At 64.9% G+C, this 20,273-nt stretch carries 18 protein-coding genes; 10 read left to right on the forward strand and 8 right to left on the reverse strand.

The window, feature by feature from the left end:
* The first annotated feature begins 46 nt into the window (after positions 1-46).
* The 3 genes from ACED67_RS09675 (at position 47) to ACED67_RS09685 (ending at position 3,755) form a co-directional block, all read left to right on the forward strand.
* Positions 47-607, forward strand: a complete 561-nt coding sequence (locus ACED67_RS09675; RefSeq protein WP_395541392.1) for an NIPSNAP family protein — start codon at positions 47-49, stop codon at positions 605-607.
* A gap of 16 nt (positions 608-623) precedes the next feature.
* Positions 624-1,790: a 4-hydroxybenzoate 3-monooxygenase gene (pobA, locus tag ACED67_RS09680; RefSeq protein ID WP_395541393.1), complete on the forward strand. Its 1,167-nt coding sequence runs from the start codon at positions 624-626 to the stop codon at positions 1,788-1,790.
* 84 nt (positions 1,791-1,874) lie between these two features.
* A complete protein-coding gene (locus ACED67_RS09685) occupies positions 1,875-3,755 on the forward strand; it encodes a bifunctional sugar phosphate isomerase/epimerase/4-hydroxyphenylpyruvate dioxygenase family protein (protein ID WP_395541394.1) in 1,881 nt (626 codons plus the stop codon).
* Here the strand turns inward: ACED67_RS09685 and ACED67_RS09690 are convergent.
* On the reverse strand, positions 3,752-4,627 hold the full coding sequence (locus ACED67_RS09690) for an NAD-dependent epimerase/dehydratase family protein (protein ID WP_395541395.1): 876 nt from the start codon (positions 4,625-4,627) through the stop codon (positions 3,752-3,754). The genes ACED67_RS09685 and ACED67_RS09690 overlap by 4 nt on opposite strands.
* 127 nt (positions 4,628-4,754) lie before the next feature.
* Between ACED67_RS09690 and ACED67_RS09695 the strand changes: the two genes are divergently transcribed.
* From ACED67_RS09695 to ACED67_RS09725, 7 genes are all read left to right on the forward strand, one after another.
* A complete protein-coding gene (locus ACED67_RS09695; RefSeq protein ID WP_395541396.1) occupies positions 4,755-6,437 on the forward strand; it encodes an FAD-dependent oxidoreductase in 1,683 nt (560 codons plus the stop codon).
* A gap of 22 nt (positions 6,438-6,459) precedes the next feature.
* Entirely contained in the window at positions 6,460-7,233 is a 774-nt protein-coding gene (locus ACED67_RS09700) for an SDR family oxidoreductase (RefSeq protein ID WP_395541397.1), read from the forward strand.
* 96 nt (positions 7,234-7,329) lie between these two features.
* Entirely contained in the window at positions 7,330-8,229 is a 900-nt protein-coding gene (locus tag ACED67_RS09705; protein WP_395541398.1) for a LysR family transcriptional regulator, read from the forward strand.
* 189 nt (positions 8,230-8,418) lie between these two features.
* Positions 8,419-9,399 (forward strand): DctP family TRAP transporter solute-binding subunit, encoded by a 981-nt coding sequence (locus ACED67_RS09710; RefSeq protein WP_395541399.1) that lies wholly within the window; start codon positions 8,419-8,421, stop codon positions 9,397-9,399.
* Positions 9,400-9,401: 2 nt separating this feature from the next.
* Positions 9,402-9,848 (forward strand): TRAP transporter small permease, encoded by a 447-nt coding sequence (locus tag ACED67_RS09715; RefSeq protein ID WP_395541520.1) that lies wholly within the window; start codon positions 9,402-9,404, stop codon positions 9,846-9,848.
* A gap of 7 nt (positions 9,849-9,855) precedes the next feature.
* Positions 9,856-11,142: a TRAP transporter large permease gene (locus ACED67_RS09720; protein WP_395541400.1), complete on the forward strand. Its 1,287-nt coding sequence runs from the start codon at positions 9,856-9,858 to the stop codon at positions 11,140-11,142.
* A 27-nt stretch (positions 11,143-11,169) separates the two neighbouring features.
* Positions 11,170-12,426 (forward strand): aminotransferase class III-fold pyridoxal phosphate-dependent enzyme, encoded by a 1,257-nt coding sequence (locus tag ACED67_RS09725; protein WP_395541401.1) that lies wholly within the window; start codon positions 11,170-11,172, stop codon positions 12,424-12,426.
* A 279-nt stretch (positions 12,427-12,705) separates the two neighbouring features.
* Here ACED67_RS09725 and ACED67_RS09730 read toward each other — a convergent pair whose 3' ends face one another.
* From ACED67_RS09730 to ACED67_RS09760, 7 genes are all read right to left on the reverse strand, one after another.
* On the reverse strand, positions 12,706-13,317 hold the full coding sequence (locus ACED67_RS09730; RefSeq protein WP_395541402.1) for an MFS transporter: 612 nt from the start codon (positions 13,315-13,317) through the stop codon (positions 12,706-12,708).
* Positions 13,318-13,576: 259 nt separating this feature from the next.
* Positions 13,577-14,635 (reverse strand): ABC transporter ATP-binding protein, encoded by a 1,059-nt coding sequence (locus ACED67_RS09735; protein WP_395541403.1) that lies wholly within the window; start codon positions 14,633-14,635, stop codon positions 13,577-13,579.
* Positions 14,628-15,686: an ABC transporter ATP-binding protein gene (locus ACED67_RS09740; RefSeq protein WP_395541404.1), complete on the reverse strand. Its 1,059-nt coding sequence runs from the start codon at positions 15,684-15,686 to the stop codon at positions 14,628-14,630. The genes ACED67_RS09735 and ACED67_RS09740 overlap by 8 nt, the downstream gene beginning before the upstream one ends.
* Complete coding sequence (locus ACED67_RS09745) at positions 15,686-16,528, reverse strand: carbohydrate ABC transporter permease (protein ID WP_395541405.1); 843 nt, start codon at positions 16,526-16,528, stop codon at positions 15,686-15,688. Before ACED67_RS09745 ends, ACED67_RS09740 begins: the two co-directional genes overlap by 1 nt.
* Positions 16,525-17,394, reverse strand: a complete 870-nt coding sequence (locus ACED67_RS09750; protein ID WP_395541406.1) for a carbohydrate ABC transporter permease — start codon at positions 17,392-17,394, stop codon at positions 16,525-16,527. The genes ACED67_RS09745 and ACED67_RS09750 overlap by 4 nt, the downstream gene beginning before the upstream one ends.
* A 122-nt stretch (positions 17,395-17,516) precedes the next feature.
* On the reverse strand, positions 17,517-19,049 hold the full coding sequence (locus tag ACED67_RS09755; protein ID WP_395541407.1) for a type 2 periplasmic-binding domain-containing protein: 1,533 nt from the start codon (positions 19,047-19,049) through the stop codon (positions 17,517-17,519).
* A 37-nt stretch (positions 19,050-19,086) separates the two neighbouring features.
* Positions 19,087-20,139: an NAD(P)-dependent alcohol dehydrogenase gene (locus ACED67_RS09760; protein ID WP_395541408.1), complete on the reverse strand. Its 1,053-nt coding sequence runs from the start codon at positions 20,137-20,139 to the stop codon at positions 19,087-19,089.
* Positions 20,140-20,273: the final 134 nt, after the last annotated feature.

Genomic DNA, 20,273 nt, shown 5'->3' on the forward strand with positions numbered 1-20,273 from the left:
CTGCGCGAGACAGGGAACGGGAGACTGAGGGCCGGAGGGTGTGGGCATGATCCATGAATGGCGGAGCTACCGGCTGAAGCCAGGCGCCGCGGCCGAATACTTGGTGCTGCTGGCCGATCAAGGCCTGCCGCTGGTCACCCGGCATCTGCCGCTAATGGGCTATTGGTTGGCCGAGACCGGCGCGCTGAACGTGATCCATCACCTATGGTCCTATGCCGGTTGGGCCGAGCGCGAGGCCGCCCGTGCCGGGCTGGCCACCGAAGAGGGCTGGACCCGTGGCTTCATTCCCCGCGCTTTCGCCCTGGTCGAAGAACAGCAGAACCGTCTGCTGCAGCTGAACCGGTCCTCCTCCGCGTTTGAGGCAGCCTTGTCCCGGCGCCGCAATTCTCATCCGGTCCGGGCCGCGGGGGTGCCGCTGTTCGCGGCGGATTGTGCGGGTCTGGTCATCGGTCCGCCATCCGAAGCTGCCATCGCGCAGTGGACGCCGCTGTCGGGCGATCCTCGACCGCTATCCCTGCTTCCGCGCCGCGCCGATCCGCTGCCTGCGGCCCCCCTGCCTGGAGCAGACCATACGGTCCTGCGCCCGCTTGTCTTTTCCCCGCTCTGACGAACCGGAGATCCCAATGCGTCATCAGGTCTGCATCATCGGCGGCGGCCCCTCCGGGCTATTGCTGTGCCTTCTTCTACGACGTGCCGGGGTCGATGCCATCGTGCTGGAACAGCGCAGCCGCGACTATGTGCTGGCGCGCATCCGCGCCGGTGTGCTGGAACAGGGTCTGGTGGATATCCTGCACCACGCGGGGGTGAGTCAGCGGCTGGTGGCCGAAGGCTTTGTCCATGACGGCACGCTGATCGTGGCGCATGGCCGCCGGGTGCATATCGACTTCAAGGCGCTGACCGGCAAGACGGTGACCATCTATGGTCAGACCGAGGTGACGCGTGATCTCTATGACGCGCTGGACGCGATGGAGGCGGCTGTGCTGCACGGGGCCGAAGGTGTCACGATCCATCAGGCCGACAGCGACGCGCCCTATGTCACCTTCACCCGCAACGGCCGGGAACAGCGCATCGATTGCGATTACATCGCAGGATGCGACGGGTTTCACGGTGTCAGCCGCCGCACCATCCCCGAAGCCCTGCGGCAGGAGTTCGAGCATGTCTATCCGTTCGGCTGGCTGGGTATCCTGTCGGAAACCCCGCCGCTGCATCACGAACTGGTCTATGCCGGGCATGAGCGCGGCTTTGCGCTCTGCTCCATGCGGAATTCCAACCTGTCGCGCCATTATCTGCAGGTGCCGTTGACCGATCGGGCCGAGGACTGGACGGACGAGGCGTTCTGGACCGAACTGCGACGCCGCCTGCCGCCGGATCTGGCCGAGGTGCTGGTGACCGGCCCGTCCATCGAAAAGTCCATCGCGCCCCTGCGCAGCTTCATCTCGGAACCGATGAGCTGGGGACGCCTGTTCCTTGCCGGTGATGCCGCCCATATCGTGCCGCCGACCGGGGCCAAGGGGCTGAACCTTGCCGCATCAGATGTGTGGTATCTGAGCCAGGCTTTGATCGCGCAGTATCGGGGCGATGCCGCGCCGCTGGCGGGCTATTCGGCACAGGCACTGGCCCGCGTGTGGAAAGCCTCGCGCTTTTCGTGGTCGATGACGCGGATGCTGCACAGCTTCCCGTCCGAAGGCCCGTTTCTGGCCCGGATGCAGGCGGCAGAGGTGGATTATCTGGCCGGTGCACCAGCGGCACAAACTGCGCTGGCCGAGAATTATGTGGGGTTGCCTTATTAACATCATGTTCCGCTGGGCATCATATCGGTATTTCTGGTTAGCGCCCGCATAGGGGATACTGAGGCCATCCGTCAGGAGGGCGCCATGAAAACCTCGATCGCCACCGTCTCAATCTCGGGCAGCTTCCGCGACAAGCTGGAGGCGATCGCCGCCGCCGGCTTCGACTGGATCGAGATCTTCGAGCAGGATTTCCTCGCCTCGGATCACAGCCCGGCCGAGGTGGGCAGGATGGTGCGTGATCACGGGCTGGAGATCACGCTGTTCCAGCCGTTCCGCGATTTCGAAGGCTTGCCGGAGCCTTTGCGCAGCCGGGCCTTCGCCCGCGCCCGCGCCAAGTTCGAGCTGATGGCGGAACTGGGCACCGATCTGTTGCTGGTCTGCTCCTCCACCCATCCCGAGGCGATGGGTGGTATCGATCGCATCGCGCAGGATTTCCGCGAGCTGGGCGATATTGCCGCCCCCTATGGCATCCGCGTCGGATACGAGGCTTTGTGCTGGGGTCGCCACATCAACGATCATCGCGACGCATGGGAGGTGGTGCGGCGCGCCGATCACCCGAACATCGGGTTGATTCTCGACAGCTTTCACACCCTTGGCCGCAAGACTGACCCGGACACGATCCGCAGCATCCCCGGCGACCGGATCTTCTTTGTCCAGCTGGCCGATGCGCCCGCCATTCCCATGGACCTGCTCTATTGGTCGCGCCATTTCCGCAACATGCCGGGCGAGGGCGATCTGGATGTGACCGCCTTCATGCGCGCGGTCGCCGCAACCGGCTATGCCGGACCGCTGAGCCTTGAGATCTTCAACGACCAGTTCCGTTCCAGCCTGCCGCGGCTGGTGGCGGTGGACGGGCACCGCAGCCTTGTCGCGCTGATGGACCGGGTCCGCCGGGCCGAACCGGCGCTGCCGGTGACCCTGTCCGCCTTCGCCCCGCCGGCCCCGGTAGAGCGGATTGAGTTCGTGGAATTCGCCACCAGCGCCGATGAGGCCGCACCGCTTGAGGCGGTCCTGTCTGCGGCGGGATTCGAACGCGCAGGCCAGCACCGCAGCAAGCAGGTCACGCTGTGGCGGCAGGGCGGCGCCAATGTGCTGGTGAACACCGACGCCGAGGGCTTCGCGCGCAGTGCCTGGGCCTCGCACGGAACGGCGGTGTCCGAGGTGGGGCTGATGGTGCCTGATGCCCGGGCCTGTCTTAAGCGCGCGCTGGCCTTGGGGGCAGAACCGCATTCGGCCCGCCATGATCCGGCAGAGCTGGAGATCCCGGGCATCCGCGGCGTAGGCGGCAGCGTGATCCGCCTTCTGGATCGCAGTTCCGACCTGGGCCGGATCTGGGATGTGGATTTCACGGTCTCGACCCCGGTTCCGACCGGCGCCGGGCTGACCGGGATAGACCATATCGGCCAGACCATGGCCTATGACGAAATGCTCAGCTGGTCGCTGTTCTATACCTCGATCTTCGATGCGGAACGCGCGCCCGTGGTGGATGTGATCGACCCCGACGGACTGGTCCGATCACAGGCGATCCAGAGCGGCGGGCTGCGCGTCACGCTGAACGGCACCGAGGCGCGGGGCACGCTGGCGGGGCAATTCATCACCGACACTTTCGGGGCGTCGGTCCAGCACATCGCCTTTGCCAGCGCCGATATCTTTGCCAGCGCCGATGCCATGGCCGCGCGCGGCTTTCCCGCGCTACAGATCGGGGCGAATTACTATGCCGATGTGCAGGCGCGCTTTGGGCTGGACCCGGAGCTGACACGCCGCCTGCGCGACCGCAACATCATGTATGACGAAGATTCCGGCGGACGCTTCCTGCAATTCTACGGTCAGGCCCGGCCCGGTGGCCTGTTTCTGGAAGTGGTGCAGCGCATCGGCAATTATCGTGGCTACGGGGCGCCGAACGCGCCCTTCCGCATCGCGGCGCAGAAGCGGGATGCCCGCCCGGCGGGGATGCCCCGGATCTAACCCGCGGCCTGCAGGTCGCGCAGACTCAGCGCGATGCCATCGCGCAGCTGGGTGACCGGATGCGCGCCAAGGGCAGCGGGCACTGGGTCGGAGACCAGCTCCGCCGGGATACGCAAGGGCAGCCCTTCGACGGAAATTCCGATCCAGCCGGTCTGACGCGACAGTTCTGTCACGAAATCCGCCACATCCTGCGTGTCGCCCGCGATGGTCAGGACATGCGCCCCGGACAAGGGCCGCGTGACGCCGGAGACCAGAAGGCGTGCGACATCATCCACATAGACCAGCCCGACCCGGCCCGAAAAGCCGATCACCGCCGGCTCTTGCCGGACCGACGCCGCCAGCGCGACAGACGGCCCCGCCGCGATGCCGCTGCTGATGCCCGGCCCATAGACGATATAGGGTCGCAGCCCGAGTGTATTCAGCCCGTGGTCGGCGGCAAAGACACGCGCAAGCCCCTCTACTGCCAGTTTTGTGACACCATAGACGGTCATCGGCCACGGATGATGGGCATCTTCAGGCCCGAAAACCCCGGCTGTGCTCAGATAGGCCACCGGAATCCGCAGCCCGGCGGCGGCCTGGAACACGTTCAGACTGGCCATGACGTTGATCTGCACCGCCCGCGTCGGATCTGCTGCGCAGTCCACCGTCATGATGCCGGCCAGATGGATGATACCGTCGCATCCTTCCGCTGCCGCGCGCAGGGTGGCGGCATCGGTTGCATCGCCCGCCATGGCTTGGACCCCCGGCAGGGCGGCAAAGCGGTCGATGGCGGCGGGCAGGTCCAGAATCCGGACCTGCGCCCCCTGGCCCACCAGCAGCATTGCGGCGCGTCGGCCGATGAAACCTGTTCCGCCGACCAGCAGGATGCGCATTCTGACCTCTCCCTGTTTGCGAGCCTTTTTCGCATGAATGGAACGTTATTCCAATATGAATTGATCTTCCATTCAAGCAAGCTTTGTGCAAGTTTGCGCGGCGAAACCCGATGGAAAGGACGCGGCGATGCAGCAGGGATTCGAGACCGAGGTGGATCTCCTGGTGATCGGTGCAGGAGCTGGCGGGATGACGGCCGCCTTGTCGGGCGCTATCCGCAACCTTTCGGTGCTGCTGTGCGAAAAAACCGATCAGGTCGGCGGCACCACCTCGACCTCGGGCGGGACGACCTGGGTGCCGGGCACCCAGCTGTCAAAAACGGCCGGGGTGCCGGACCGGGCCGAGGATGCGGCCGAATTCCTGCGCTATGTGGTGGGCAACCGTGGCGGCGACGCGCAGCGCGAGGCCTTCCTGGCTTCGGGCGATGCGGCTATCGCCGATCTGGAAGCGCATTCCGAGGTGCGCTTCGTCGCTTCGGCCGCGCATCCAGATTATCTGGACGGGCCCGGTGCTGCCTATGGCGGGCGGGCTCTGGCCCCGGTGGCCTTTGATGGCCGTCGGCTGGGACAGGATTTCAACCGCATCCGACCGCCGCGCGCCATTTTCATGGGCTTGGGCGGGATGATGGTAGGGCGCGCGGAACTGGGTGCGCTGCTGAAACCCTTTGCCAGCCTTGGCAATCTGCGCACCACGCTGGGCATCGTGCTGCCCTATGTCCGCGACCGGCTGACCCATCGGCGGGGGACCCGGCTTCTGATGGGCAACGCGCTGGTGGCGCGGCTGTTCTACAGCCTGCGGCAGCGCAAGGTTCCGGTCTGGTTCAACAGCCCGCTGTCTGATTTCCTCCGCGAGGATGGGCGCATCATCGGCGCAGTGATTGACACGCCCGAAGGCCCGCGCCGGGTGCGCGCGCGGCGCGGCGTCGTGCTGGCGACCGGCGGCATCGGCCACAGCCAGGCGCTGCGCGACCGGCTCTTCCCGGCCGAGATCGCCCGCGTCAGTCAGGCAGGTCCGGGCAGCACGGGCGACGGGATCAGCTTGGCCGAGACGCGGCTGGGCGCTGCGGTGGATGATGGCGGCGACAGTGCCGGGTTGTGGATGCCCTGCTCCTTCCTTGCGCAGAAGGACGGGGCGCCGGCGATCTGGCCGCATATCCTTCTGGACCGCGCCAAGCCGGGGCTGATCGCGGTCGGTCCCGACGGCCGGCGTTTCGTGAACGAATCCGACAGCTATCACGATTTCTGCATGGGCATGATCCGCGCCGGGCTGGATGCCGCCTGGCTGGTGGTGGATGATGCCTTCATCCGCCGCTACGGCCTTGGTCTTGTGCTGCCCGGCGGGCGCGGGCTAGGGCGGCTGTTGCGGAAGGGCTATCTGACCCGCGCCGCCACTCTGCCCGCGTTGGCGGCAAAGATCGGCGTCGATCCGGCGGGTCTCGCCGCCAGTGTGGCCGCGAACAACCGCTTTGCGACCGAAGGGGTGGACCGCGATTTCGGCCGGGGCACCAGTGTGATGAACCGCTTCAACGGCGATCCCGAGGCTGCGGGCAATCCCTGCCTTGGCCCGCTGGACAAGGCGCCGTTCTATGCCTTGCGGGTGGTTCCCGTGGACCTGGCGGGCAGTGCCGGGCTGCGCACCGATGAGGATGGCGCGGTACTGGATGGCTCCGGCGCCGTGCTGCCGGGGCTCTACGCCTGTGGCAACGATGCGGCATCGCTGTTCCGCGGCACCTACCCCGGCCCGGGCACGACCATCGGCCCGGCAATGGTCATGGCTTGGCGGATCGCGCAGGCGGCGGCCCGTGCGGCCTGATGCGCGCAAAGCGGAGCGAAAGATGACCTTCGGACTTACTGGCAAAGTGGCATTGGTGACCGGTGCCGGGCGCGGCATGGGGGCCGAAACGGCCCGCCTTCTGGCGGCGCAGGGCGCACAGGTGGTGGTGGCGAACCGGACGGTCGCCCGGGCCGAAACCGTGGCTGAGGACATCCGGGCGGGGGGTGGTCAGGCCATCGCCTGCGGTTATGAAGGCGAGACGCGCAGCGGAAATGCGGCGGCGGTGCAGGCCGCTGTCGCGGCGTTTGGCGGGCTGGACATCGTGATCCAGAATGCCGGTCTGGTGGAAAGCCGCCCGCTGGCCGATCTGACCGAGGCAGAGCTTGAGGCGACGCTGGCGGTCAATCTGGGTGCCTGTTTCTGGCTGGCCCAGGCCGCCCAGCCCCATATGAAGGCGCGGGGCGGCGGGCGGATCGTCATCACTTCTTCGGTGACCGGCCCGCGGGTGGCCATCGGCGGCATGGCGGCCTATGCCGCGTCAAAGGCGGGGGTGAACGGGTTCATCCGTGCCGCGGCGCTGGAGCTGGCGCGGGACGGGATCACGGTGAACGGCGTCGAGCCCGGCTTTATCGCCGCGCCGGATCTGGGCCGCACCGGGCAGGACGCGCGGTCTTTGGCGCTGGCCCAATATATTCCGGCGGGTGCGATCGGGCAGCCCGCGGATATTGCCCATGCCATGCTGTTCCTCGCCTCGGACGAGGCGCGCTATATCACCGGCCAGACCATCGTGGTGGATGGTGGGGCCACGCTGCCCGAAAGTCCGCTGCTTATGTAGGCACATCGTGAATGCGCGCGAGGCCGGGCTGGGCTAGCATTGATTCCGGCAAAACATGCATCATGATTTCCCAGGCCCTGAAGGACGCGCGCGAACATGCGACACCTTGAAAGTGAAACTCTGGCGGTTCTGATCGCCGTGGCCGAAACCCGCAGCTTCACCACTGCGGCCGATCGGCTGGGAAAGACGCAGGCCGCGGTCAGCATGTGCATCGCCCGGACCGAGGAAAAGCTTCAGAAGCGCCTGTTCGAGCGGACACGCCACGGCGCCATACCCACGGCCTTGGGACAAAGCCTGATCGGCTATGCCCGCAAGATCGTGGCGCTGGAGGCTGAGGCGCTGTCCTTCGTCAGCGACAGCATCGCGGAGGCGCGGGTCCGGCTGGGGATGCCCGACGATTACCTGAGCCTGATCGGCAATCTTCTGCTGCACAAATTCGCCCCGCAGCACCGGGCGATTTATATCGACCTGACCTGCGATTTTTCCACCCGGCTGCATACGATGGTGGATAACGGGCAGGTGGATATTGCCCTCGCTGTCTGCCAGATCGACGCCCGGCCCAAGGGGGAAATCCTGTTCAGTCACCGGCAGCTCTGGTGCACCGGCCCCTCGGGGACGCCTGAAACCGAGGACGTGCTGCGGCTGGCCCTGTTTTCCGAAGAATGCTCGGCCCGGCCGCGCATCGCCGCCGCGCTGGAGCGGTACGGGCGTCCGTGGCGGATGGTGCATTCCTCGTCGCATCTGGCGGGTCTGTTGATGGCCGTGGCCTCGGGACGGATGCTGACCGTGCTGCCGGAATGTGCGGTGCCGTCGGGATGGCGCATCATCGACCCGGTGGCCGCAAACCTGCCCGTCTTGCCCGAGTCCTTCCTGACCATCGTGACGCCGGAAAACCAGAGGCTGGCCGTCCGCAAGATTGCAGCCTTTCTTCAGGCCGAGTTCACCGGATACGGCGATCAGAACAGCCTGTCCGGGCTGAGCGAGCGCCCGGCCTGAAGGCCGAGCCGCCGGCGCAGATCACTCGTGATTATGCCGGCATAAACCGAAGTTGCCCTGCCCTGGCGTCCCGGCGATTGACGGCGCCTACGGCGCGCCGCTTACTGGGCGGCATAAACAAGAGCCTTCCGAGACCGGCGCAGCAGCATCGTTGAACGCAGTCCGGGGCCGCCAACATGGGAGTTTTGCATGTCTATCACTCGCCGCAACTTTGTTGCGGGCAGCGCCGCCGTGTCCGCACTGGCGCTGACCGGCGCTCCGGCCCGGGCCGCCACCACTCTGCGTGTCGCGCATTCCTCGCCCGATTCCAGCCTGATCCAGCAGGCCATGCTGAAATTCAAGGACGAGGTCGAAGCCGCGACCGAGGGGCGTATCGCCATCACGATCTTCGCCAACGGCCTTCTTGGGGATGAAGGCCCGGTGAACGAAGCCGTGGGCGATGGCTCCATCGACATGGGGCTGGGCGGCGTGGTCGATGCGATCGACCCGCGGCTGAACGTCGTGTCGCTGCCCTTCCTGTTCGAAAGCTTCGACAAGGTGCATGCCGTGCTGGACGGCCCGGTGGGCGACGAACTGAAGGCCATGGCGCCCGCCCGTGGCTATGAAATCCTGGGATTCCTGGATTCCGGGTTCCGCTCTTTCACCAACAACAATGGGCCGATCGCCGCGCCTGCCGACATTTCCGGACTGAAAATGCGCTGCCCGCCGATCCCGGTCATCATCGAGACGATCAAGGTTCTGGGCGCTTTGCCGCAATCCATTCCCTATGGCGAAGTCTACACCGCCCTGCAAAGCGGCGTGGTGGACGGAGCAGAACCCGAGCTGCGCGACTTCTACGATGCCAAATGGTACGAAGTGCAGAAATTCCTGTCGCTGTCGAACTATGTCTGGACGGCGAATTACTGGTACGCCAACAAGGCCCGGCTGGACGGCCTGGACGAGGCCGACCGCGCCGCCGTCTTTGCTGCCGCCGCCAATACCCAGACCTGGTTCCGGGAAGGCATTAAGAAGGTCTATGGCGAGATCATCGAGACCCTGAAAGCCGCAGGAGTCACGGTCAACGACCTTGATGTCGCGCCGTTCAAGGACATGGTCGGGCCGGTCTACGAAACCTTCTCGAAGGAATATGGGGCCGACCTGGTGGACGCCATCCGCAAGGCGGCAGCGTGAAGATGGAACGGACCGGCAAGCTTGCGGTCTGGCTGCTGACGCTTGGCGGGGTGCTCTCGGTGGTTGCGGTCGTCGCAGCCACCGGCCTTGGCGTCGTGGCCCGCTATTTCCACATTGGCGGCGTGACGTGGTCGTTCGAACTTGTCGGTATCCTGTTTCTCTGGGTCACTGCGTTCGGCGCGGTTCTCTCGGAAATCCGGCACGAAAACGTCTCCATCGACGGCGTGGTCGCCACGCCGGGCCGGATCAAGGGCACCTATCATGCCATCGTTTTGCTGATCGTCGCAGGGGTGATGGTCTGGAGCGGATGGGCCATGCTGGACCGCACCGCCTTTACCCCCACCCCCGTCATGCGTGCGCCAAGCTGGATCATGCAGGCCACCATCCCCCTGATGGGCGTGGGCCTGGGGCTGATCGCCCTGCTGCGCCTTTTCCGTCTGACCAGATAGGACGCCAATGACCCTTCTCGTTTTGTTCGGCGTCTTCGGGCTGACGCTTTATACCGGCGTGCCCGTCGCTTGGGCTATCGCCGCCTCGACGCTGGCCGTCATCCTGACCGGGTTGGTGCCACTCCCGCCCGCATGGTTCGCGCAGCAGGTCTTCGGCGGTGCGAATTCCATCCACTTGGCCGCCATCCCGCTGTTCCTTGTGGCAGGCGGCATCATGAATTCCGGCGGCCTGACCCGGCGCATCATCGACCTGGCCGATGACCTTCTGGGCTGGGTCCGCGGCGGTCTGGGCATCGTCAACGTCGCCACCTGCATGGTCTATGGCGGCATTACCGGATCGGCCACCGCCGACACCGGGGCCGTGGGGTCGATCATGATCCCCGCGATGGAGAAAAAGGGATATCCCAAAGATTTCTCCGCCGCCGTCACCGCCGCCGCGGGAACGCTGGGCATCATCCTGCCGCCAAGCGTGGTGATGATCATGTATGGCGTGATCACCGACACTTCGATCGGTGGTCTGTTCGCGGCAGGGGTCATTCCCGGCATCATGCTGGGCATCACCTTCATGCTGACGGCTTGGTGGGTGGGCGTGAAAGAGGGCTTTCCGCGGTCAGACACGCGGCCGACCTTCGGCTCTACCGTCCGGCATATCTGGCGCGCATTGCCTGCGCTTCTGATGCCGCTTGTGGTGCTGGGCTCGATGCTGGGCGGTTTCGCCACCGCGACTGAGGCCGCCTTTGTCGCGGTGGTCTGGGCAATCCTCGTCGGCGGGTTTGTCTACCGCGAACTGACCTGGGCATCGCTTTGGGAGACCTGCAACGAGACCGCCCGGATGACCGGCGCTATCATGATCATCATGGCCGTGGCCACGCCGTTCTCGTGGATCCTGACCGTGGAACAGGTGCCGGACTGGGCCGCCTCGCTTCTGCACAATTCGGGTGCCGGGCCGGTGATGATGATCCTCTTGATCATCCTTCTTCTGACCTTCGTCGGCACATGGGCGGATCTTGGCCCCACCATCATCATCCTTGCCCCCATCGTGCACCCCATCGGGCTGGAGGCCGGGCTGCAGCCCTATCAGCTGGGCCTCATTTTCGTGATCTCGGGCGGGATTGGCCTGTTCACCCCGCCGGTCGGAACAAACATCTTCGTGGTCTGCAACGTGGCCAAGGTCGGCGTGAGCGCCGTCACGCGGCGGCTGTGGCCCTTCTTCATCACCAGCAACATCTGCCTGCTGATCGTCGCTTTCGTTCCGGCGACGACCGAATGGCTGCCCCGGGTCTTCGGCTTCTAGACCCGAACCCTATACCGGAGTTCTTCCATGAAACACATGACCGTTCCTCTTGGCATCTCCAGCCAGCCAAGGACGCTTCCCGACGTGGATGGCGAAACCTTCATCGTCGCCTCCAGCAAGGGGGCGCGGCTGACCGATACCGCGGGCCGCAGCTTCGTCGACTATGGCATGGCGATGGGTGCCTGTCTTGTGGGCCACGCCCATCCCGCCGTTGTCACCGCCTGCACCGGGGCGCTGGAAAACGGGCCGATGCCCGGCTTCCGCAACAACCTTGAGGAAGCCGCGGGCGAGGCGCTGGTCGCGCTGATGGGGCCGCGGATCGAGCGCATCACCTTTGTCACCACCGGGACCGAAGCCGTGCATCTGGCCTGCCGGATGGCGCGCGGTGCGACCGGGCGGCGCATCATCGCGAAGGCCGCTGGAGGCTATGACGGCTGGTTCGATCCGCTGCGTCTGGGCAATGTCGGCTCGCCCGAGGCGGACCCGGCCAATAACGACCGTCCGCTGAAGGATGAGATCACCCTGTTCCGGGTGAGTGATATTCCCGACATCGAAAAGCTGTTTCAGGAGCATGGCGCCGATCTGGCCGCGATCCTGGTTGAGCCGATGTTGGGCAACACCGCCTGCCTTGTGCCCGACCGCGCCTTCTTTGAGCGGCTGACGGAACTCGCCAAGGCCAATGGCACGATGATCATTTCGGATGAGGTGATGGTCGGCCTGCGTCTGGGCCGCGGGTTGGTCAGCGAACAGCTGGGGCTGATGCCCGATCTGGTGACCATGGGCAAGGCCATCGGCAGCGGCATTGCGGTCGCCGCGGTGCTGGGCACGGCCGAGGCCTTCAAGGTGACGGAGAGCGGACAGGTCATGCGCTTCGGCACCTATCACGGCAACCCCCTGGCAATGCAGGCGGTTCTGTCCACCATGGGGCTTCTGGACCAGCCGTTCTACGACCGGCTGAACGGCTATGGCGCCGCCATGCGTGCCGCCATAGCCGATGCCTTTGCCGAAGAGGGGATCACCGCCCGCACATCGGGCTTCGACGCGGCCTTTTCGCTGTGGTTCTGCGATACTGTGCCCAAGACGCTGTCCGAGGCGATGCAGCGGTCCCGGCCGGAGGCGACGCGGATCGTCTATGAAAGCCTGCGCCGGAACGGCGTGGTCGCGCTGCCCTCGCCCTGGGGCCGCTATTTCGTGTCGGGCGAACATGGCGCGGCCGAGCTGGAGATCACCCGCACGGCATTTGTCGCCGCGGCGCGGGCTGTTGCGGCAGCTGACGTTCTGTAAACTGCCGCGGGGGCTATTCCCCCGCGGGCCATCAAGGCGGCGGTTCTGTCGCAGACCTTTCCGGTTTACGGGGGCCGCAGCTGACATTGACCATCATCTGAACCGGGATCGGGAAGAGATCATGGCCGAAGGTGGCGCCGGCGCGGATCATGCGCCGCTGACCCGCTGGGTAGCTTCGTCTGGCAGGCATCCGCCAAATCAATGCCGCTGATATCTGCCCTCATCAAGCGTGTCTTTGCTTGAGCTCGGCTCTGAGTGGCACAAATCGGCACCGCTTTGTCATTCCCGCCAGGGGTGTTGAGGACAAGACTTCCAGAAGGATGGCGAAGGTCCGATCCGCCTGCCGCCTTGCGCCTGGCAGGCACGCTGCCTGCAAGAAGAGCGCAACCAATTCGCATCCGGCGCCAGCCAGGAATGCCATACGCCGGCGAAGGCCTCGCCGATCAAAGTGGCCAGGGTTGGGCTGTCGACGAGCTCGGCCGACATCCCAACGAAAACGACGGATATGCCCTGGCCGATATCGTCCAGCGTGACAAGGTGCACGACCGTGGCAACGGCCAGGGTAAAGAACCCGCCGATGGCGATGCCCAAAGGCATGCGGGCGGCGAGCAGCACGAAATATTCGGATGTGAGGGCCACGGCGATGTTGGATGCGATCAGCAGCGCGCAGAGAGCGAGGTTGACCAGCTTGCGATCGAGGCGGCCGATGACAAGTGCCACGGTTGGGGCGGCGATGCCGAAAAAAGTCGTGAGCGGGAAGTTTTCATCAAACGCGATGGGGTGTGGTGAGGATCGGTCGCAACCTTGCTGCGGTTGACCTGAAGCTTGAGCGTTTGGACGGTGCTTGTCGCGGCAGATCAGGGCGCAGCGTTGCCTGATGGGCTCTTTCAAAGGGGCTCATTCCCCCGAGATGCCGTTCTCGTCGCCGTCGTATACGGCCGCGACACGGCGCCGTATCGGGATCTCACAGAGACCCTTGGGAAGCGAGGCGCGCAGGTGCAACCAGATGCTGACATCCTTGGACATCCCGAGCCCGGTCGAGATCGTTCGGCTTAGGTATCTGAACACCATCGTCAAACAGGATCGCCGCATCATCAAGAGACGGGGCCCGCCGTCCGGCGGCGCCCCCGACGTCACCGGAGGTGCATGTTCAGGCGACCAGACGCCCGCCGCTGTAAAGCCGCAATGCACCGTCGCGGAGCCGGATGCCCACGCTGTCGCCGCGCGCCAGCGGCTGGCCCGCAGGACAGCGGACACGCACCTCGCCCGCCGGGTTGGACAGGGCGACGATTTCGTCCAGCCCCTCGAACCACAGACGGGCAACCTGCCCGGTGAACTGCCCGTCCCCCGCCGCAAGCGCCGCATGTTCCGGGCGGAAACCCAGTGCCAGATCACCATCGGGCAGGTTCACCGGCGCAGGAAGCGCCAGTCCGGTACCCGGCACGGCGATCCGGTCGCCGTCACGCTGGGCGGGCAAAAAGTTCATCGCGGGCGAGCCGATGAACTGGCCGACATGGTGGGTCGCGGGCCGTTCGAACAGCTCGGTCGGCGATCCGACCTGAACCACCTCGCCATGATTCATCACGATCACCTCTTCGGCAAATGTCATTGCCTCGGTCTGGTCATGCGTTACCAGAACCATGGTCACGCCGAATTCCGCGTTGATCTCTTTCAGGATGCGGCGAAGTTCAAACTTCATATGCGGGTCGATCACGGTCAGCGGTTCATCCAGCAGGATCGCCGCCACATCCGCGCGCACCAGGCCCCGGCCGAGGGACACCAGCTGTTTCTGATCGGCGGTCAGCGCATTCGCCGGCCGTTTCAGCAGTGGGGCGAGGCCCAGCCGTTCGGCCACGGCGTCGACCCGCTTGCGGATGCGTAGGCCGGACATACCCCGGCAGACCAGCGGAAAGCCAAGATTCTGCCCCACCGTCATCGACCGGTAGATCACCGGCACCTGAAACACCTGCGCGATGTTGCGCTGGCCGGTGGACAGCGCGGTGACATCGCGCCCGTCGAACAGCACCCGCCCCTCGGAGGGGCGTAAAAGGCCCGAGATGATGTTCAGCATGGTGGATTTGCCGCAGCCCGAAGGGCCAAGCAGGGCATAGGTGCCGCCTGACCGCCAGGTCATGTCCAGCGGCTTCAGCGCATAGGGTGCGCCCGGCGCATAGGTATGGGCAAGGTTCTGCAACCAGATCTCAGCCATGGGCGGGCTCCAGCGTCACGAGCCGTTCTTTGGCGTCAAAGACCAGCGCCCGCGACAGATCAAGGTGCAGCCCGAGGTGGCTGCCAAGGGGGTGAATGCTGACCGCACGTTCCAGCATCACCAGCGACTGGCTTCCCGCCTCCAGATGGGTCACGGTTTCAGAGCCCGACACTTCGGTCAGGGCGACCCGGGCCAAAAGATCACCGCCCGTCCGCACATCTTCGGCGCGTAGCCCAAGGGTATAGCGACCCGGAGGCAAATCCGGCCCCGGCATGGGCGGGGAATCCAGCGCCGCGATGCGGATCTGTCCGCCGGAAGCCTCGGCCTGCAGCAGATTGATCGGCGGATCGTTCACCACAGCCGCGGCCGCAACGGTGGCTGGCGCGGCAAAGACCTGACGCGGCGGGCCGGATTGCAGGGCGCGGCCTTCGGCCAACAGGACGATGTGGTCGCCCATCTGCAAGGCCTCACGCGGGTCGGTCGAAGCGTAGATGGCGACGGTGCCGGTTTCCTTGCGCAAGAGCTCGGCCAGATCTTCGCGCAGCCCTTCGCGCAGTTTGTAGTCGAGGTTGACGAAGGGTTCATCCATCAAGAGGACCGGCGCACGTTTCACCAGCGCCCGTGCAATGGCCACCCGCTGCTGCTGCCCACCCGAAAGCTCTGAGGGGCGGCGGCCGATCATCGCGCCAAGACCGACGCGGGTCAGCATCGCCTCGGCCACGGCACGCGCCTCGTCGCGCGGGGTGCCCGCACGAGTCAGGGGGAAGGCCACATTGTCCAGCACGCTGAGATGCGGATAGTTGATGAACTGCTGTGTCACCATGGCGACCGGCCGCTTCCACGGCGGCAGGCGCGACCAGTCGGTTCCGTTCAGCGTAATCCGACCGGTGTCGGGCAGCGTCAGCCCGGCGATGACACGCAGCAGTGTGGTCTTGCCCGCCCCGGTTCGACCCAGAAGCGTGGTCATCCGGCCCGGCGCAAACTCCAGTGTGATGCCGGAGAGATGCGGCACCTTGGCCTCGGCCAGCGCGATGTCCTGAAGCAGCAGCATTAGCGCACCGCCCCGGCGAGACCGCCGCGCGAGAGGAAGCGTTCTACCACGAAGGCCAGCACTGCCAGGGGCGCGACCGAGACGATGGCGGCGGCGGACAGCGACCACCATGGCGTGACGGACGAGTTCAGCGCCACGATAGATACGGGCAGAAGCTGCGTCTGTGTGAAGGTCAGGGTGAAGGCGAAGAAGAAGTCATTCCAGCCGAAGATCAGGCAGAACAATCCCGCCACCACCAGCCCTCGCAACACGTTCGGCAGGATCACCCGAAGGAAAGTTGTGACCGGGGGGCAGCCGTCCATCCAGGCCATTTCATCCAGGGCGCGCGGGATGGTGTTGAAGAAATCGACCATCACCCAGACCGCGATCGGCATCAGCGCCGCGACATAGACAAGGATCAGCCCCGGCAGGCTGTCCAGAAGCCCAAGCCAGCGCAGCATCAGGAAGAACGGGATCGCCAGCACGATTGGCGGCATGATCCGCTGGCTGATGAAGAAGAAGGTGATGTCGCCGTTTCGGATCGGACCGGCGCGAAAGGTGAAGCGCGACAGGCCATATGCCGCCAGCGTGCCAAGCATAAGGGCGATGACCGAGGCCGTCCCGGTGACGATAACCGAATTTATATACGGTTTCATGATGTTGATGCCTCCTGCACCGCCGAACAGGGCCTTCCAGCCGGCAAGTGACGGTTCATATTGTGCCCAAGGCAGCCAGGTGGCGCCTTCGGTCACGGCTTGCTGGGTTTTGAAGCTGGTCGTGAGCATCCAGAGGAACGGGACGATCACGAAAGCCGACCAGAGCGTGACGGCCAGATATTTCAACAGCAGATACAGGGTCTTCATGCCTGCGCCCCCCGCACCATAAGCCGCATCAGCGCCTTTGCGATCAGGGTCAGGGCGACCGCCATGATGATCAGATAGGTCAGCGACAGCGCCGCCGAATAGCCGATCTGAAAGTCGCGCATGCCCCGGATATAGATGTAGTAGCTGACCGTTTCCGTCGATGTTCCCGGCCCGCCCGAGGTCAGGACGTAGACCGTCTCCATAATCTTTGACGCCTCGATGGCGCGGATCAGAATAGCCCCGACCGAGATCGCGCCCATCATGGGGAAGGTGACGGACAGAAAGGTGCGGATCGGCCCGGCGCCATCCACCTTGGCCGCAAGGAAGGGTTCGGATGGCAGGGACAGTAGCCCCGCCAGCAAGAGAAGGAACATGAAGGGCGTCCATTGCCACACCTCCACGATCATCACGGCGGCGAAGGCAAAGCCGGGTTGCGACAGCCACGGCTGCGCGCCGATGCCGATGGTTTCAAGGACGGGATTCAGGGGTCCAAGGCTTTCGTGAAAGATCGTGCGCCAGATCACCGACATCACCACCGGCGTCGTCATCATCGGCACCAGAAACAGCACCCGGAAGAACCGCCGCGCGGCAATCTCGCGCCAGACGAGCAGTGCCAGACCGAAGCCGATCACATATTGGATCAGCACGGTCGAGACGCTCAGCAGCGAAAGCCGCCACAGCGCCTCCCAATAGCGGGCATCTTCCCACATACGGGCATACATCGCCCCGCCCGCACTGTTCAGGCCGGGGTTATAGACATCCCAGGATGAAAAGCTGACGCGGATGGTGAAGATCAGCGGGAACAGGATCACCGCGACAAGCACCAGCAGGCCCGGCAAGAGGAAGATGTATTTCTGGCGGTACATGGGAATCCTTTGGCGAAAAGCCGGCTGGCTGTCTGGCGCCGACGGGAAGCGGGTGTCCTGATGGCTTGCCGGAGTCACACAGGCGGAGGACCGGGAGCTGGCCCTCCGCCTGACAGACCGGATCAGCGGTCTTCCAGTGCCACCACGTTGGCATAGGCCTCGCGCACGCGGTCGGCGCCGATGCGGTCAACGATCGCCGTCCATTCGGCGGCAACACCATCCAGCGCCTCTTGTGCCGTCTGTTCGCCCGATTGTGCCCGGGCAACGCCGGCTGCCAGTGAGGACATGAATTCACCCACTCCCGGCACCCGCAGGTCGAAGACCTGGTTCGGCGCGGTATCGATGCCTTTCAGCGTGGCAGTGTAGGTTTCGGCGACGGCCTTGTCCCAGCCGAGCGCGGTTTCGTAGAAGGCCGGATCGAAATGGCTGTCGCGATAGGGGTTGATGCCGAAGCGCCCGATCTGAAGGTCGGCCTCGGTATTCGCCTCATTGGCGAAGAAGCACAGGAAATCAAAGGCCATATCCTGATTGACGCTGTCCTTCGCGACCGCCGATGTCCAGCCCCAGGTCACATAGGACACGCGGTTCGGTTCATCGAACGTGTCCCATTGGCCGGTGGTGCGGTTCCAGACCTCTTTCGCGCCTGGCAGCAGTGCCGCCTCAACCTTGTTGCGGATCGGGCTGTCAGACTGCATCGCCTGAATGAACGCGTCGTCCCAGCTGTAGGACATCAGCGTCTGTCCGCCGCCGAACGAGAAGATCTCGTCGCCAAGACCAAAGGAGGTGCCGCCGGGCGGCATCGACGCCTGCGCTTCCACGAACAACTCCAGCCCGCGCACCCAGCCGGGCGAGTTGACCAGCGGGGTCATGGTTTCCAGATCAAAGAAGAAGCCGCCCTTCACGTCGGGATGCTTGGCATAGGGCGCGACCCGGCTGATAAAGGCCGAGAACATCAGGTCGTCGCGCTTCGTCACTTCGGCGGTACCGAAGTTCGGCGCCCCGTCGCCGTCCCAATCGGTATTGGTGAAGACGGCGGCGACCTCGTTGTATTCCTCCCACGTCGCAGGCACGGTCAGATCGCGACCGGTCTTTTCCTTGAACAGGGCCTGCGCTTCGGGGTTGCTGAACACGTCCGCCCGGTATTTCAGATAGTGGCGGTCACCATCCATCGTATATTGCAGCATCTTGCCGCCCCATGAGGCGACACCGCGATAGGTCTCGGTCACCTCGGCCATGCCGGCGACTTCCTGATAGGCGGCGGGAACCTCGGCCAGATAAGGGTTGAAATCCCCCAGCCAGAGCGAACCGTAGAACAGCACGTCATAGGCCTGCTGCCCAGTTTGGAACGGGATCATGATGCGCTGGAACAGATCGCCGAAGGGCACATGGACGACATTCACCGTCGCGCCGGTCAGTTCCTGGAACTGGCTTGCGTGCAGGGCGGTCGGCTCTCCGATCACGGGGATCGCGTGGGTGATCACGTTCAGCGTGCGACCGGAATAGTCCTTGGCGTCGATGGCCTCGAAACTGCAAATGCCCGGCACATCGGTCTTGATGCCGTATTTCGTGTAGTCTTCAGCAACGACGCCATTGGCCGTGCAGGCCAGCGCGGTGGTTGCAACGAACATCCGCTTCAATGCGGTTCCTTTGGTCATGACAGCCTCCCAGAGTCAGTTTCTTGTCAGATCGCGGTCAGGGCACCAGAACAGCGCGGCCCCTGATCTTGCCGTGATGCAGGTCCTGCAAGGCCTGATTGGCCTGATCGAGCCGGTAGTGTTTCGTCGCCAACTCAACGAGCCCGCGGTCGGCCAAAGCCATCAGCTCGGTCAGCTCGGCCCATGTGCCGACCAGATTGCCGATGATGTTCTTTTCGGTGATCACCATGTCCACGGTGGGGACGCGGATCTCCTCGCCATAGCCGATGACGTAGTAGGAGCCCGCCGGGCGGGTCATATCGAGGCCCTTTTTCGTGGTACCCTTCTCGCCCACGAAATCCAGCACCGCCTCGGCACCCTTGCCCCCGGTCAGGGCCAGCACGGCCTCGACCTCGCCACCATCGGCTTTCACCAGATGGTCGGCGCCATGCTCGGCCGCCAGCGATAGCGAGGCGTCGGAGATATCGACGACGATGATCCGCGCCGCGCACATGGCCCGCAGCACCTGTATGCCGATATGGCCAAGCCCGCCCGCGCCGATCACCACCGCCGTCTGGTCGGGCAGCAATTGCTGTGCTGCCTTCTTCGCCGCGCGGTAGGCGGTCAGCCCGGCATCGGCATAGGGGGCCACATCCTTTGGAGCCAATGTCTTGGGCAACGCAATCAGATTGCGGACCGAAGTATGCAGCAGCTCGGCATAGCCACCGTTGCTGTCCAGCCCCGGGAATTTGCCATCGCCATGCATGTCATGGCCGCGCCGGCAGGCGATGCATGTGCCGCCCGTCACTTTCGGGTGCACGATCACCGGATCGCCCTTCTTGAACCCCTCGACCTCGGACCCGGTCTCCTCGATCCAGCCGGCGTTTTCATGCCCCATGATCAGGGGCAGGAGGGCGGTGCCTGAAGGGTCGGTGTGGGGACGCCAGATGCCCTCGATGATATGAAGATCGGTGCGACACACGCCCGCGCCGCCGATGCGGATGATCACGTCACTGGATTTCACGATCTTCGGATCCGCGACCTCTTGGCCGCGCACCCATTGGGGGGCGGTCAGGCTGGGATCATAGGTATGAAGAACCTGGGCTTTCATGGTCGGTTTCTCGCCTCTTCGGATACCGCCCTCCCCGGCGGTTTGGGGACGTTCGGCGAGGTCGGCCGCGGGCGCAAATTTTGGCGATGCTGCCGATGCGGTCGTTCGCGATCTGGACGAACGGGGGCAGGGGG

The sequence above is a fragment of the Neotabrizicola paludis genome (assembly GCF_044142105.1).
In the GTDB taxonomy this organism is placed as follows: domain Bacteria; phylum Pseudomonadota; class Alphaproteobacteria; order Rhodobacterales; family Rhodobacteraceae; genus Pseudogemmobacter.